This window comes from Stenotrophomonas sp. TWI602, assembly GCF_039674045.1.
Taxonomy (GTDB): Bacteria; Pseudomonadota; Gammaproteobacteria; order Xanthomonadales; family Xanthomonadaceae; genus Stenotrophomonas.
Genome location: NZ_JBDJMT010000001.1, coordinates 204145 through 218706, shown reverse-complemented (window position 1 = coordinate 218706; position 14562 = coordinate 204145). Strand labels below are relative to the sequence as shown.

Here is a 14562-nt window from a genome sequence, read left to right as displayed (position 1 = left end):
CATGTACCACTCCAGCGCCTACGCACCCCGGCCGTCCCGACGGCGGCTGCGCGGCGGGATGTCGGTCACCATGATGCTGGTGCTGCTTGGCCTGGTCGGCATGCTCGGCCTGGTCGAAGTGGGCTATCTGTACTGGGCCAAGCGGGATGCGCAGAAGGTGGTCGACCTGGCCTCGATCGCCGGCGCGCAGCGGTTGGACCTGTGCAGTGCCGACCGCCGTGACAACAGCGCCGCCCGCGGCAACGCGCAGAAAGACAACGGTTTCACCGGCACGCTGGCAATCCAGTGCGGCAACTGGAACCCGGGCCGCGGCGCGGACGATCATTTCAGCATGACCCTGGACGCGGCCAGCCCGCTCAATGCGGTCAAAGTGGTCGCGACGCGCTCGGTCGTGCCGTTCTTCGGCCAGAACACGCGCCTGCCCACGCTGCGTGCGGAGGCCGTGGCCACCCGTGCACCGCCAATCGCGGTGTTCTCGGTGGGCTCGCAGTTGCTGCGGGTCAATGGCAATACGCCGCTGGGCAATGTGCTCAACCTGGTGGGTGTCAATCTGGACCGCACCACCCTGCTTGGCTATGACGGATTGGCCCAGGCGAACGTCACGCCGGGCGGCCTGCTGCAGGCGCTGGGGATTCCGGTCAAAGCCAACATCGGCGTCGCCGAGTTCAACGCACTGCTGGCCGCCAACCGGGTCTCGCTCGGCCAGCTGCTGGATGCCACCGCGACGGTACTGACCAACAGTGGGGTCGCCAACGTGGATCTGCGCGCGCTGCGCAATGCGCTCGCGGCGAAGCTCGATCTCAATCAACTCAATGTCCAGCTTGGCAGCACCGATGCCGCGGGCGGCCTGTTTGCACACATCGTGGCTCCCGAAGGCCCTGCATCTCCGGCATTGCAGGCCGACGTCAACGCGCTGGACCTAATCACCACCAGCATCAGCATCGCCAGCGGCGGCAACGGGGTCGCCGTCAACAATCTCGACATCCTTGGCATGGTCAAAACGCAGGCGGCGATCATTGAACCGCCGTCCATCGCCATCGGCGGTGTCGGCACGCGCGCCTACAACGCGCAGGTCCGGCTGAAGATCAACATCGATACTGGCGGCCTGGCGCTGCTCGGCCCCATACTCAACTCGCTGGGCATCCGCCTGAACCTGCCGATCTATGCCGACGTGACCAACGCGATGGGCACATTGGAGGCGTTGAACTGCGGCGCGACCCCGCCAACGGCGACGGTGCGGGTGCAGTCGTCGCTGCTGCGCGCCTGCGTAGGCCGTGTGGATGCGGCCAATCAGTTTTCGCAGCGCAACGTGTGCGATACGGGGCTGCAGAACGAGCAGCTGCTGACCCTGCTGGGGGCGCCACTGGTCACCGACAAGATTTCCCTCAATGCGCTGACCCGCGATGAGAGCATTACCCTGGCCGCCGGGGAGACCGCGTCCACTTACTTCAACCAGGCCCAGGTCGGCACAGCCGTCTCCGGCCTGGTCAGCGAACTGCTGCGCGTGCTGAGCAACGTGCTCACCCCGGGCAAGCAGGGCAGTAGTGATGCCACAACGGCCGCCCGCCTGGCAGATCAGTATCTCAAGGCGGCCAATCCGGGGAACGGGTTCTACGATGCCAAAAAGACCATCGACCTCCTGCGCATGGGTGATCCGTCCCGCGGCATCGGTGCGCTGGGTGACTGGGAACTACCCAACGCCGTGCCCTACCCATGTGGCCTCCTGAACCTCGAGACCTGCTTCAAGCCGGGCTCGGTCTGGGTGGGATACAACGCCACGGTCACGGGTGAAGGCATGGGCGGACTAAGTGGTGTGCTGGGCCCCATCCTCGGTGGTCTGGTGATCAACCGCTGCAACAGCCTGCTCAGCACGCTGCTCAATTACAACAACTGCGTCAAATCCAACCTGGCCGCTTACATGCAGACCCGGCCCGGCGGTCTGCAGGATCTCGGCGACGGCACCGGGGTGATCGACCCGGGCACCGACCAGTTCCGCTGCAGCGGCCTGCTGTGCCTGGCACTGACCCCGGTGCTGGAGAGGCTCAAGCCGCTGCTCAACGGCGTCGGCATCCTGCTCTCGCAGACCCTGGCCCAGATACTCGGGCTGGAGCTGGGCCGGACCGACGTGCACATGCAGTCCATCCAGTGCAGCCCGGCGCAGTTGGTTTATTGACGCTGCGGCGAAGTGCAGACCACGCGATTGTGCGTGCTAGACTTCGGCGGGGACTTTACTTCACTGATAATCCACTCGTGGATGGCCTGAATATGCGAGAGAGAAAAGGGGTTGGTTCCATCGTCGCGCACGCGCTGACCGGTGGGATTGTGTTGCTGCTGACATTGAGCGTCGTCCCGCAGGCCCTGGCCGCGCGCGCGCCGCGTGCCGAGCCGGCCGCGGATACCGCCGCGCGCCCGGCGCCGGTAGTCCGCAATACCGTGGATGAACTGCGCCAGCTGGTGGATTCCAAGCAGCTCACCGAGCTGCGCACCACCTATAACGGCAGTTATGGTGCCAGCCTGCTGTTCAATACCAGCACGCTGAACTATTACGTGGCGCTGTTCCACGAGAAGGACTTCTGGCGCGTGATCAAGACCGATTCGGTCGACAACGCCGAGAAGGTCTACCGCACGTTCGTCGAGCAGACCGAGCAGCTGGCGCAGGTGTATATCGACACCACCCGCCTGCAGGCCGGCAAGCGCTATACCGAAAACCTGGTCGCCTACAACGAAGAGCGGCTGCGCAGCCTGCAGCAGGAAGCGGATCTCCAGCGCCAGCAGTCGCTGCAGGTCAGCGCCTCGCTGGAACAGGCCAAGCAGCAGGCGGTCAGCCTGAGCACGGACCTGCGCAGCAGCCACAGCGAACTGGACGCGCTCAACCAGCGCATCCAGACATTGCAGGCCCAGCAGCTGAACCCGGCACTGTCGCTGCCCTCGGCCGAAACGGCCACGCCGGACCCTGCCCCGCAGGGCAACCCCGCCAACCCGTAACGGCATCCGGCCCTGTAGTTGCAGGGCACGTGACAGACGGCGCCGATGGCGCCGTCTTTCTTTCCGGTGCAGTACCCTTGATGGCGCAGACGTACTGCGCATCAGCAAGGAGTGCACCATGCCCGTTCCACGCCCCCGTAGCGCCCTGTCCCGCGCGCGCGCCGCCCTGGTGTCCTCCCGCACACGGCTGGCCGCGGCCCTGGTTGCCGCGCTCGCCCTGCCGGTCGCCGCCCCTGCCGCCCCGCCCTCGCCTCCATCGCCTACATTGCCGCCACTGTCGGCCGAAGCATCCGATCCCAGGCTGCTGGGCTGGATGCAGGGCGCGCCGCCGCCGGAAGACAAGCGCATCCGTTACACGGATGACGACTATTTCAGCTTCCCCAAGCTGCGCTGGACGGCCTGCCATTTCCGCCAGTTGATGCCCACCGTGGGCGTCAGCCGGGGACCGGGTGCCGCGCATGACCTGCCGCGTCGGCTGGATGCCGCGATCGACGCGCTGTCGTTCACGCCCACCGGCACCAACAGTCAGATGACCTGGGCACAGTCGCTGTCGGCCAACTACACCGACGGCATCGTGGTGCTGCACGACGGGGTGGTGGTCTACGAACGTTACAGCGGCTGCCTGGACGAGCACGGCCAGCACGGTGCGATGTCCGTCAGCAAGTCGATGACCGGTCTGCTCGGCGAGATGCTGGTCGCCGAGGGGGTGATCGATGAAACCCAGCGCGTCAGCGCGATTGTTCCCGAGCTGAAGGACAGTGCGTTCGGCGATGCCACGGTCAAGCAGGTACTGGAGATGACCACGGCACTGCGCTACAGCGAAGACTACGCCGACCCCAACGCCGAGGTCTGGGCGTTCTCCGCGGCGGGCAGCACTCTGCCCCCGCCTGCCGGCTACACCGGGCCGCGCAGCTATTACGATTACCTGCAGACCGTGCAGAAGCAGGGCCGCCACGGCGAGGCTTTTGGCTACAAAACGATCAATACGGACGCGCTGGGCTGGATCATCGCCCGGCGTACGGGGCAGTCGGTTGCACAGTTGCTGCAATCGCGGATCTGGCAACGGCTTGGTGCGGAGCAGGATGCCTATTACACCGTTGACTCCAGCGGCACGCCGTTTGCGGGTGGCGGCTTCAATGCCGGCCTGCGTGATCTGGCCCGCGTTGGCCAGCTGCTGCTCGACGACGGCAAGGTCAACGGTCAGCCCATCGTGCCCGCCGCCGCGATCGCCCGGATCCGCGCGGGTGGCAACAAGCAGGCCTTCGCCAAGGCCGGCTATCCCCAGCTGCCGGGCTGGAGCTATCGCGGCATGTGGTGGATATCGCACAACGACCATGGCGCCTACATGGCGCGCGGCGTGCACGGCCAGGCGCTGTACATCGATCCCACCGCACGCGTGGTGATCGCGCGGTTCGGCTCGCACCCGGTGGCCGGCAACAGCGCCAATGACCCGACCACCCTGCCGGCGTTCGATGCCGTGGCGCGCTATCTGATGGACCGCCACTGACGGCAGTGAGTGCCGACGATGCCTGCATCTCACCGGCAGGCATCGTGCACCAGGTCATCCATCCGCCGGCTCAGGGCCAGGCTCGGGCGGTCACCCGCCTTCGCGTAGGTTGTCTCGCGCTGGCGGCGCGCGGCATCGCATCGGACCGGATCGGCATGCACCGAGATCACTGCGCCCCGGAAGGCGGCTGCCGGCTGCACGTTGCGGCGCGGCGACCGGCGCGGGCGCGCCGGTGCAGTCTCTGCGCGCCGTTTGGCCTTGAGCTCCTGGCGAAGCGATTCGATGTACAACGTATTGGCGCGCGTCTCCGCAGGCGGCGGCATGTCACGGATGCGCTCGGTCCGGCCGGTGCACGGCGTGGACTGGTACTGACGGCTGCCATGCACGACACAGGTGTGCACCTGCTGCGGAAAAGCCTCGCTCGCTGCAGCGCTCATCATGATGGCCAACATCCATACAGACACGGCTCAGCTCCCTCCACGAGGCTGCAGCATGTCCGTGGCCCCTTATCCCGGCCGTGACCTGCCGCACGCTGGACGCGCGACGCGCATGATCCCGACACGACGTCAGTACTACGCCCTACCCCGATCCTACGACGTGGCGCCCACATGCAGCTCAAGCACCTCATCGCCCAGCGCATCGATCTCACCGGTGGGCCGCCAGCCGAGGTAACGATAGAAGCCGTGCGAGCGCACCGCCGGATCCGCTGCACACCCCAGGATCAGCCGCGTATGGCCTGCCTCGACCAGATCGGCGATGGCCAGATCCAGCAAGTGCCGACCGATGCCCCGCCCTTCATAGGCCGGCAGCAACGCCAGGACCACGATCTCCCCGCCTTCGCGATCGCCAAAGCAATACCCGACCATCCGCCCGTGTTCGAGTGCGATATGGCCCGGCAATGCATCGTCACGGATACCGGCCGCCCAGCTGTCTTCGGTGATGCCCAGTTCGGCCAGCTGTGCGGCGGAGAAGGCGTTCTCGCGGGTGCGTCCGCGCAGATCGATGCAGGCAGCGGCATCGTCGGGCAGCGCACGGCGGTAGTGAAGGTGATTTATCATGGCGCATGGATTGCAGTGAGTTTCAGGCGGCAAGCATACGCGAGCGCCCCGCTTCCGGCCGCATTGCCTCGGAGAACGACTTCTGGCGGGACCCCCAGCTGCCGTGGGTTGAGTCACGTCGCGCGTGCAACAGCCGGGCCTGTTACCGCCCGCACAGTCATCCCACCTGGTCGATCGGCGCCGTGGACGCGGGTGAGAGCATGTTCAGCGGCGCGCCTGGCGGACAGCACCGCCTTCAACCCGGCACCTTGGTCATCGTGCCGGCGCACCGTGTACACGCCTGCAATCCAGCGCCCAACACCGCCTGGAGCTACCAGATGCTGCATCTGGATGCAGCATGGGTGGCGGCAGTCACGGAAGACAGGCACCCCATCGACAAAGACGCCCCAGCGGCGCCGGTGATCCGGATCGACCGCAGCCCGGTGCGCTACCGGCTGTTCTGCGACATGAATGCCCTGCTGTTCTCCAGTGTCGATCCCGGTGAAAAGGAAGCAGCTGTCGTCGCTTTCATCGACGATCTCGACGTCCTTGCCGGGGCGCCGGTTCCCGCCCCGCACGCAAGTGCAGCGCAACACCGGCGACTGCAGCCAGCATTCGCCCTGCTGGACGCCGCGCCGATGTCGAGCGTGTCGCTGGCCGATCTGGCCACATGCACGGGGATGGACCGCTACGCGATGATCCGGGCGTTTCGCAATGCCACTGGACTGACGCCACATGCCTGGCAGCTCAATCGGCGGATCAATCTCGCCCGCGAGCGCCTTGGTCGAGGGCAACCGCTGGCCGAGGTCGCACACGCGCTCGGCTTTGCAGACCAGAGTCATTTCCAGCGCCTGTTCAAAGCTCACGCCGGTATTACGCCAGGCCGTTATCGCCGCTGAGTACTGCGCAATATCGTGCAATACATCGCCGCGCAACATCGGCACAGTCAGGCGCCCCATTGAAGCCTGCCCGCCCCCCATGGAACAGTTTCTGCTCGTTGCTGCCGTGCACTTTCTGGCGCTGCTGTCGCCCGGGCCGGACTTCTTTCTGATCACCCGCACCGCAATCCATCAGGGCTGGCGTGTTGCAAGCGGCGCATGCATCGGGGTTGCATTGGCCAATGGTGCCTATATTGCGCTGGCGTTCTCCGGCGTCGCGGGGCTGCAATCCGGCAGCGCGCTCTTTCGGGTGATCCAGATAGCGGGCTGCGCCTTCCTGCTGTACATCGGCCTGCTGTTCCTGCGTCATGCCGGGACCGCCTCACTGCGTCTGCCTGGCGAGCAACCGGCGGAGCTGTCCCGCCCGGCTCAGCGTTCCGCGTGGATTCGAGCCCTCGGACTGGGCGCCGTCTCCGCCCTGCTCAACCCCAAGAACGCCCTGTTCTACGCCAGCCTGGCGGCCATGTTGAGTGGGCCGGACAATACCGCCGGAACACGGCTGTTCTACGCGGTGTGGATGTTCGCGGTGGTGCTCGGCTGGGACCTGTTGATGGCCGGTATGGTTGGGCGCGCGGCAGCGATGGACCGATTCAACGCAGCGCTGCCGTGGATCGAGCGCCTGTCTGGCGTGCTGCTGATCATCCTGGCACTGGCGGTATTGGGCGCGATGGTGATCTGAGCAGCTTCGGCGCCTGTGACCCAAACGCAGGGGGCCCGGCATTGCCGGGCCCGCGAGCGGATTACAGGAAGCGGTAGTCGAACTCCAGCCACAGCTGGCGACCGTAGGGGTCGTAGTTGCCGACCGGGTAGAACGGCCAGCCACCGCCGTTCTTGTCCGCCGGTGGGCGGCTGTCGCGCAGGTTGTTGACGATCAGGCCGAGCGTGGCGTTGTCATTGAGCTTGCGGTACAGACTGGCGTTGTAGGTCATGTACGGGGCGATGCGGCCACTGCCATCGGTCTTGGGCAACGAGCCGTAGCGCATGCCATACAGGGTGGCGGTCCAGTCATTGATCGCCCAGGTGACGCTGCCGTTGACCTTGCTGCGCCACTGGTAGGAATCCAGCGAATTGCGCTGATCCTGCACGTCATCGCCAGCGAACTGGCGGTAGCTGTGATCGATCACCAGCGAGTACGCCACGCGGGCCGAGAAGCGACCATAACGGCCTGCATCCCAGCGCAGATTCGACTTCAGGTCGATGCCGCGCACGGTTTCGGAGGCGGCGTTGATCGGGTTGATCAGCACGCGCACGACCTGGTTCGGCTGCACTGCGGCATCGGCCGGGTTGCGGATCACCCGGCGCAGTGCATCCTGGCATTGTGCCGAGCCGATATCGCGTGCGTCACCGCCCACGGTCTGGCCGAGGCGGCAGTCCGCTTCGTCCTTCAGGATGCGGGTCGCATCGAGATTGGTGACCTCATCGTCGATGCGGATGTCGTAGTAGTCCGCCGTGAAGTCCAGGTTGGCCGAGGGCGACCACACGAAGCCCAGGCCATACGATTTGGCGGTTTCCGGCTGCAGCTGCGGGTTGGCGCCGCTGGTGTAGTCGATCGCCAGCCCGCTGAAGTCACAGTCGTCATACGCCTGGCCGGCACTGCGGCAGCGCCAGTAGTCGGTCATGCCGGGGTTGTAGCCACGCGTTTCGGTCGCGAACACGTAGTTCATGTCCGGCGCGCGGAAGCTGGTCGCCGCACTGGCACGCAGCAGCAGCGTATCGAACGGACGGAACTCCAGGCCGGTGCTCCAGGTCGCCTTGCCCAGGTGGTCACCGGCCGCGCGGTACTGGTCGTAGCGTCCCGCCACGGTGGCGGTCAGGCGCTCCAGCAACGGCAGCTGCAGTTCCACGCCGGCTGCGTAGCGATCACGTTCGCCACCGGCGGGGATGCCTGCGTTGAGATTCCAGAACACGCCCTGCGCCAGTGCCGGGTCCGGGCGGTTGCTGTAGCCCTGGCTGCCCGCTTCGACGACGGCTGCCAGCGCGGCGCGGCCACCGGGCAGATCGAACAGCTGGCCGTTGACGCTGACGCTGGCTGTCTGCAGCCACGCGGCGTTGCGGCTCTCGTAGCGGCCCGACAGGCCTTCATACTCGCCCGGGGTCAGCGGCTGATACAGGCGTGATGGATCCGGTGCATACACCTCCACGCCATTACGGGTGCCCAGCTGCGGGCCGAGCATGTACGTATTGATGTCGATCAGCAGGCCCGGGCGCTGCGTCTTGTTCTCATAGCGCGAGCGGCTGTAGGCCGCTTCGTAATCCCAGTCCGAGCCGCCGATACTGCCACGCGCGCCCACGTTGAATGACCAGGACTGCTCCAGGAACCGGTTGGCATTGCGCTGCACGCCGCCGATCTCTTCCGGTGCGAAACGCCGGTACCAGCTTTCCAGCTGACCGCTGTTCTGGTTGTAGAAGTAATTGCGCGAGGAGGTCCAGCTCGGTGCACGGGTGTTGTTGTAGATACGCGCGGTGCCGATGGCCGCATCGGCGAACAGTTCCTGGCGATCGTTCAAGCGCCACGTCACCGCGCTGTAAGCATCGATGTTGCGCTTCTCGGTCTGCACGGTCCAGAACGTCGGCGCGGCCTCATTGCTGCCGCAGTATCCGCCCTGGCGCGGATTCTGCGCGCGGAACACGCTGCCACCATACAGCGTGCTGGAGGCATCGCAGCCGTCGGTACCGGGATCGATGTAGTTGTTGGTGGAGGCGTTGCGGCGATACGCCACCGCCGTCGCCAGCGGTGCCACGCCACGTGGATCATCGGTCAGCGAATCCATGAAATCGCGCTGCGAGCCGTAGATCGCCTTGCGGTTGGCGATCTCCAGCCCGAAGATCGCGTCCCAGTTCTCACCCGAGCCGCCGCCAACCGCCTGCAGGCGCTGGTTGTCGCCCCCGCCCTGTTCGGTGGTGCCGGCGCGCACATTGATGCCGACGCCGTCGTAGGTCTTCTTGAGGATGATGTTGACCACACCGGCGATCGCATCCGACCCATAGACCGCCGACGCGCCCCCCGCCAGCACTTCGATCCGGTCGATCAGCGCACTCGGGATGTTGGCCAGGTTGACCACATTGACCGAGCCTTCGTAGGCCAGCGGGTAATCCGACTGGCGGCGACCGTTGACCAGCACCAGCGTGCGGTTGGGGCCGAGGCCACGCAGGTTGATGGTGTTGGCAGCCGGCGTGAAGGTGTTGCCGAAATCCTCACCCTGCACGTTGCCGGTGTTCTCGGTCAGCGCGCTGAGCGCTTCGAAGGCGCTGCGGTAGCCCTGCGCCTCGATCTGCTCCTGGGTGATCACGGTGACCGGCGAGGGCCCTTCCACGCTGGCGCGGGGGATGCGCGAGCCGGTGACCGTGACCGCATCGAGCTGGGTCGGCGCATCGGCCGCGTGGACCACGGAACCTGCGCCGAGCAGGGGCAACAACGACATAACCAAGACCCGCCGACGCAGCGGGCGATACAGCACAGACATGCAGATTTCCGGTAAAAGAGCTACGTCCCGGCGCGGACAAGCCCGTGCCAGAGCGTAGTGAGGGAGGGGCCGTGATTCTGCTGAACAGGCGGAAAAGGAGGAAATGACCGCCTGGGATATGCTTATCGGGATTTTGCCTAAGCCCTGCCCTGCAAGGATTCCGCATGCGCTTCATCCAGACCTTCGAGCTGTATCCCTTCCTGGACACCGTGGTCAGCCTGGTCGCCGCGTTCGTGCTCGGCACCTTGATCGGCGCGGAACGGCAGTACCGCCAGCGCACCGCCGGACTGCGCACCAATGTGCTGGTCGCGGTCGGCGCAGCGGCCTTCGTGGATCTGGGCATGCGCATCGCCGGCAACGCTGAAGCCGTGCGGGTGATCTCCTACGTGGTGTCCGGGGTCGGTTTCCTCGGCGCCGGCGTGATCATGAAGGAAGGGATGAACGTGCGTGGCCTGAACACCGCCGCGACGCTGTGGTGCTCGGCGGCGGTCGGTGCGTGCACCGGTGCGGACATGCTGGCCGAAGGCGCGCTGCTGACCGTGCTGATCATCGCTGGCAACACGCTGTTGCGCCCGTTGGTCAACGCGATCAACCGCATCCCGATCAATGAGGCCGCCTCTGAAGCGACCTACGAGGTGCGCCTGAGCGTGGACCCTGCGGCCACGCCCCTGGCACGCGAACGCCTGGTGGACGCACTGGAGGCCGCGCAGTACCCGGTCAGCGACGTGCAGGTGATCGAACACGGCGACGGCCCGGTGGAGCTGGTCGCGATCCTGGTCAGCACCGCCGTCAGTGCCGATGAGCTCGATGCCGTGGTCGCGCGGCTGCAGCGTCAGCCCGGCGTGGTGCATGCCAACTGGGAAGTCAGCACCCGCGATTGATCCGCGCCCTGCCCGGCACAACGAAAAACGGCGGCCCTGCGGCCGCCGTTTCCGTGATCGCCCACGCGCCTTGAATCACGCGTCGGCAGGCAGCGCGCTCTGACGGCTCACCAGCGCGCTGAAACGGGCCAGCGAGCTCAGGTGGTGATGCACCAGCGCCAGCCAGCCGCTGCGGTGCCAGGCCACGACGGTGGCGTCCGGCAACGCGGCGAACTTCTCCACGTCCACGACCTGGAAGCCATTGATCGACATCTGCCGGCCATCGGCCAGGGTGACGTCGATGTTGCGGTCGATCAGCAGTTCGTTCTCGATCAGCGCGGCGGTGAAGCGACGGGTCTGGTCATGCTCGCGCGTGTAATCGCCGCAGAAGCGCATCGCGTTGTCGACAATCTCGGTCGCCTTGCCATCCTGGAACAGCGGCACGCCGTCCTCGCTCTGGCCCTGGTTGACCTGCTTGGCGGCCGAGTCGAGCGCGAGCACGTATTCGTCCTGCTCACCCGCCTGCATGAACACGAACGGGTAGCGGCGCACGTACGCCGGCACGTAGCTCTGCTCGTCCCATACACCATCGGCAACAAACAGGTTGCGCTGGGCCAGGCCGACGGCCACCAGCGGCATCGCGTCCTTCCCGGTGAAAATGATCGGGTAATGCTGGGCCAGCGAGCCGAACTCGCCGATCACGGCGGGGATCGCATTGGTGTCGGCAGCAAAATGCGCGGTGTCGGGCACCAGGCGCCAGGCGGCATGCAGATCCGAGCGCAGCGGCACGGGCGTCTGGTAGAACAGCGGACCGGTGGCCTGGGACGGCGCAGCGGCGGGCGGAGTCGTGGTTTCAGCAGTCATGGATTAAGTCGGATACGTCGCGCCAGTCAGCCCGGGCGCGAAAGCGGGAACCGCATTGAACGGCCACTATAACGTGCCACGTCCGTGGTTTTTATTTCAATCACGCTGGATTCCCCGCGCCGCGCGAGTGTCCGGTGAGTCCACGTCAGTCCGGCACTGCCTGATCGGCGATACAGGCGCCGTCCCGGAAGCGAGATACACGCCGCTACGAGCGGGCCGGATCCGACACGGTGCGCAGGTCCGACGTGTTTACCCGGCCGTGCGCAAGCCAATGCTGCGCGCCCTGCCCCCGGCAACGCCTCACAGCACACCGTCCAGCGGGCCGGCGGCACCGGTCAATACGGCGCAGGCGTGATCCTGCAGCTCCTCACCACTGGCTTTGTTGCCCGCTGCCAGGTCCAGCCGGGTGGCCAACAGCACGAATCCGGGCGCACCGGCGGGGTCCGTCTGCCCGGCCACCACCAGCGACCAGTTGCCGATATCGGCGGGCTCGGCCAGATGAGCGGCCAGCAGACGGACCGGATTCGCGGTGAGCGCGGCACCCGGCAGCTGGCGGGCGAGATAGGCATGCCCGCGCAGCGGCTCCGGCAGTGGCTGCCAGTCCGCGCCGATGGAGGGCTGCAGCCGGCGCAGCTGGGTCAGGACATCGGCCCGCAGGCAATCCACGTGGATGTGCAACTGGTGCTGGGAACGCCCATGCGGCGAGTTCAAGGCCAGGCTGGCCACGTCGCGCGGCAGTGACCGGCCCAGCGCCTGCTCGGTGTGGCTGCGGGCGGCCCAGGCCGCGGCGAAGTAGTTCGGCGCTCCGGCCCGCAGCAGCGCGGGGCTTTCGATCCCCGAGACCCGGTCCAGCGGCAACACCAGGAACTGGTAGTGGCCGTGCGAATCCTTGAGCAGCACATCGCGGCGCTGCGCCTCGACGGCCACCGCCAGGCAGCTGCCACGGGGGGCGGCTGCGTCGGCGCAGTCGCGCTGGATGATGCCCCACAGGGCGTCCGGATTGGCGGGCGGCTTGGCCGGCGGCCGGGCCGGCGTGGCGCAGGCTGCCAACAACAGCAGCGCGCAGGACAGGAAGAATCGGGCGATCACGGACAGGCTCGGACAAGGATGCGGGCCCGGCCGGCAGTGCCGGTGGGCGGGCGCGATTGTACCGTGCCGGTTCTGTCGCTTCCGTGTCAGTAGGTGCTGTACGGCACCTCGACCACCACCGGCGCGGCCGGTGCCGGCGGCAGCAGGGTGTAGCGATCCAGCGCGCCATTGTCATCGGCGAAGCGCTGCGACTGCACCTGCAGGCGGTACGTGGTGGTACCGAACTTGATGCTGCCACCACTGGCATCCAGCGCGGCCCCGGCCGGCAGCAGCAGGCCGCCGAGGTCGCTGTAGCCGCCGCCTTCCTGCGAGAAGACATGGTCGACCAGCTCGCCCTCGCGCGCCATCGCGAACACATGCGGGTCGCCGTGCCGGCGGTTGTAGTCCTCGTTGCCGAGCAGATCGGCGATCCATACCCCAGGCAGCCGGTAGCGGGTTTCCAGCGCGATCGCATCGAGACGGTCGCTGTCCACCACCAGGCAGCACACTGCCTGCTTGTTCTCGCGGTCCAGGATCGCGAACCGCTCGCCCTTGGCAACCTCGCCCGGCAGGATCGCAAACGGCTGGTTCCTCAGCACCGGCTCGGCGCCACTGGCCGAATGCAGGTTGCGCCAGCCACCGAACACGGGTGCGTCCGGCTCGGCCGCCACGGCGTTGCCGGCCATCATCATTCCCAGCGTCACGATCACTGCTGCGGTGATCTTCCTGCTCTGCATGCGCTACTTCCGTTGGTTGACCTGTCGCGGCGACATCGCCGGACCTCACAAGACCGCGACACTATGCGCCAGCGGGACGGCCGCGGGCAATCGGGGCCGTTCAACCGATCACGATGTAGTCACTGACCAGCGCGATGCCCTGGTGCTCCCCGCGCTCAAGCTGCACATACCGGCCGCCGACCTGGTCGATGGCGATACAGTCATCGACCTCCAGCAGGGCATCGGTATGCGGCTTGAACCAGCTGGCATCGCGCAGCACCTTGGCCTTGTGCTTGGCCTCTTCGACACTGGTGGCGACCAGCAGCCGGTAGTCATGGGCCTCGCCCAGCGCGCCGGCGGCATACCCGCCGAGATTGAGGAAGTAGAGCCGCGGCGCGCCCGCGGCCGGGGCCACCTCGCCGAAGCGCACCCGGTACGCCTCCACCCCATCCACGGCGAGCCAGCCATCGACATGCAGCCCTTTGCGTTCGCCGAACCACTCCTGGCGCAACTGCGGGTAAGCCTCTTCGATGACATCGACATTGGCGAAGGCCACATCGTGGACCTCGATCCTGGCCCGGGCATGGCGCCCGCCAAGCATGAACACGTGCAGCACCTGCGACTCCCGGCATGGCCGATCTGAGGGGCCGCCAGTGTAGCGCCGGCGGCCGTTGCGCCCTGCCCCATCAGCCGCGCAGGCTGCGTCCAACGGTCGCGGGGTCCCCACCACGCGGCGATGCACACGGCGGTGGTATGGTCGGCGCCTGACCCCGCAGGAGCGACCCGATGTCATCCCTTTCCCGTTATCCCCTCGCCGCGATCATGCTCGCCGGCACCCTCTCGCTGGCCGCCTGCGTCAGCACGCCGGGCCCGGAGATCAAGGGGCCGGGCCTGTGCAAGGCCGATGCCCTGGGCTGGGCCATCGGCCAGCCGGCCGACCAGGCGAACATGCGCAAGCTGCTGCTGCAGAGCGGCGCCGGCCTGATCAACCCGATCGGCCCGGCCACGATCACGTCGCGCGACCTGCGCAAGGATCGCCTGCGCGTGTTCATCGACAAGGACAACGTGATCACCGCCGTCCGTTGCGAATGATGCCCCGCGGGTAGAGCCACCCCATGGGTGG

General features: G+C 66.8%; 14 protein-coding genes. 7 read left to right on the top strand and 7 right to left on the bottom strand.

Annotation, left to right across the window (positions count from 1 at the left end; genetic code table 11):
• Position 1 precedes the first annotated feature (1 nt).
• The 3 genes from ABE483_RS01035 (at position 2) to ABE483_RS01025 (ending at position 4492) form a co-directional block, all read left to right on the top strand.
• Entirely contained in the window at positions 2 to 2173 is a 2172-nt protein-coding gene (locus tag ABE483_RS01035; protein ID WP_346480877.1) for a TadG family pilus assembly protein, read from the top strand.
• A gap of 92 nt (positions 2174 to 2265) precedes the next feature.
• A complete protein-coding gene (locus ABE483_RS01030; protein WP_346480876.1) occupies positions 2266 to 2985 on the top strand; it encodes a DUF2968 domain-containing protein in 720 nt (239 codons plus the stop codon).
• A 118-nt stretch (positions 2986 to 3103) separates the two neighbouring features.
• Entirely contained in the window at positions 3104 to 4492 is a 1389-nt protein-coding gene (locus ABE483_RS01025; RefSeq protein WP_346480875.1) for a serine hydrolase, read from the top strand.
• 29 nt (positions 4493 to 4521) lie between these two features.
• Here ABE483_RS01025 and ABE483_RS01020 read toward each other — a convergent pair whose 3' ends face one another.
• Both ABE483_RS01020 and ABE483_RS01015 read right to left on the bottom strand, forming a co-directional pair.
• Positions 4522 to 4956 (bottom strand): hypothetical protein, encoded by a 435-nt coding sequence (locus ABE483_RS01020; RefSeq protein ID WP_346462523.1) that lies wholly within the window; start codon positions 4954 to 4956, stop codon positions 4522 to 4524.
• 126 nt (positions 4957 to 5082) lie between these two features.
• Entirely contained in the window at positions 5083 to 5550 is a 468-nt protein-coding gene (locus tag ABE483_RS01015) for a GNAT family N-acetyltransferase (protein ID WP_346480874.1), read from the bottom strand.
• Between the two features lie 5 nt (positions 5551 to 5555).
• Here ABE483_RS01015 and ABE483_RS01010 point away from each other — a divergent pair, with 5 nt between their 5' ends.
• Both ABE483_RS01010 and ABE483_RS01005 read left to right on the top strand, forming a co-directional pair.
• Positions 5556 to 6428 carry an AraC family transcriptional regulator gene (locus ABE483_RS01010; RefSeq protein WP_313211425.1) on the top strand — a complete coding sequence of 291 codons (873 nt, stop codon included), beginning with the start codon at positions 5556 to 5558 and terminating at the stop codon, positions 6426 to 6428.
• A 79-nt stretch (positions 6429 to 6507) separates the two neighbouring features.
• Entirely contained in the window at positions 6508 to 7146 is a 639-nt protein-coding gene (locus ABE483_RS01005) for a LysE family translocator (RefSeq protein WP_313211426.1), read from the top strand.
• Positions 7147 to 7207: 61 nt separating this feature from the next.
• Here the strand turns inward: ABE483_RS01005 and ABE483_RS01000 are convergent, their stop codons facing one another.
• Positions 7208 to 9931, bottom strand: a complete 2724-nt coding sequence (locus tag ABE483_RS01000; protein ID WP_346480873.1) for a TonB-dependent receptor — start codon at positions 9929 to 9931, stop codon at positions 7208 to 7210.
• Between the two features lie 164 nt (positions 9932 to 10095).
• Between ABE483_RS01000 and ABE483_RS00995 the strand changes: the two genes are divergently transcribed.
• Positions 10096 to 10812: an MgtC/SapB family protein gene (locus ABE483_RS00995; protein WP_313218578.1), complete on the top strand. Its 717-nt coding sequence runs from the start codon at positions 10096 to 10098 to the stop codon at positions 10810 to 10812.
• A 75-nt stretch (positions 10813 to 10887) separates the two neighbouring features.
• Here the strand turns inward: ABE483_RS00995 and ABE483_RS00990 are convergent, their stop codons facing one another.
• From ABE483_RS00990 to ABE483_RS00975, 4 genes are all read right to left on the bottom strand, one after another.
• The gene (locus ABE483_RS00990) at positions 10888 to 11655 is read right to left on the bottom strand and encodes a SapC family protein (protein WP_313211429.1); all 768 of its coding nucleotides are present in this window, start codon (positions 11653 to 11655) and stop codon (positions 10888 to 10890) included.
• A gap of 300 nt (positions 11656 to 11955) precedes the next feature.
• Complete coding sequence (locus ABE483_RS00985) at positions 11956 to 12744, bottom strand: CDP-diacylglycerol diphosphatase (protein WP_313211430.1); 789 nt, start codon at positions 12742 to 12744, stop codon at positions 11956 to 11958.
• An 86-nt stretch (positions 12745 to 12830) separates the two neighbouring features.
• Complete coding sequence (locus ABE483_RS00980; protein ID WP_346462534.1) at positions 12831 to 13460, bottom strand: decarboxylase; 630 nt, start codon at positions 13458 to 13460, stop codon at positions 12831 to 12833.
• A 100-nt stretch (positions 13461 to 13560) separates the two neighbouring features.
• Positions 13561 to 14055, bottom strand: a complete 495-nt coding sequence (locus tag ABE483_RS00975; RefSeq protein WP_313211433.1) for a DUF1543 domain-containing protein — start codon at positions 14053 to 14055, stop codon at positions 13561 to 13563.
• A 170-nt stretch (positions 14056 to 14225) separates the two neighbouring features.
• Here ABE483_RS00975 and ABE483_RS00970 point away from each other — a divergent pair, with 170 nt between their 5' ends.
• Positions 14226 to 14531, top strand: coding sequence for a hypothetical protein (locus tag ABE483_RS00970; RefSeq protein ID WP_313211434.1), 306 nt, complete (start codon positions 14226 to 14228; stop codon positions 14529 to 14531).
• The last annotated feature ends 31 nt before the right edge of the window (positions 14532 to 14562 follow it).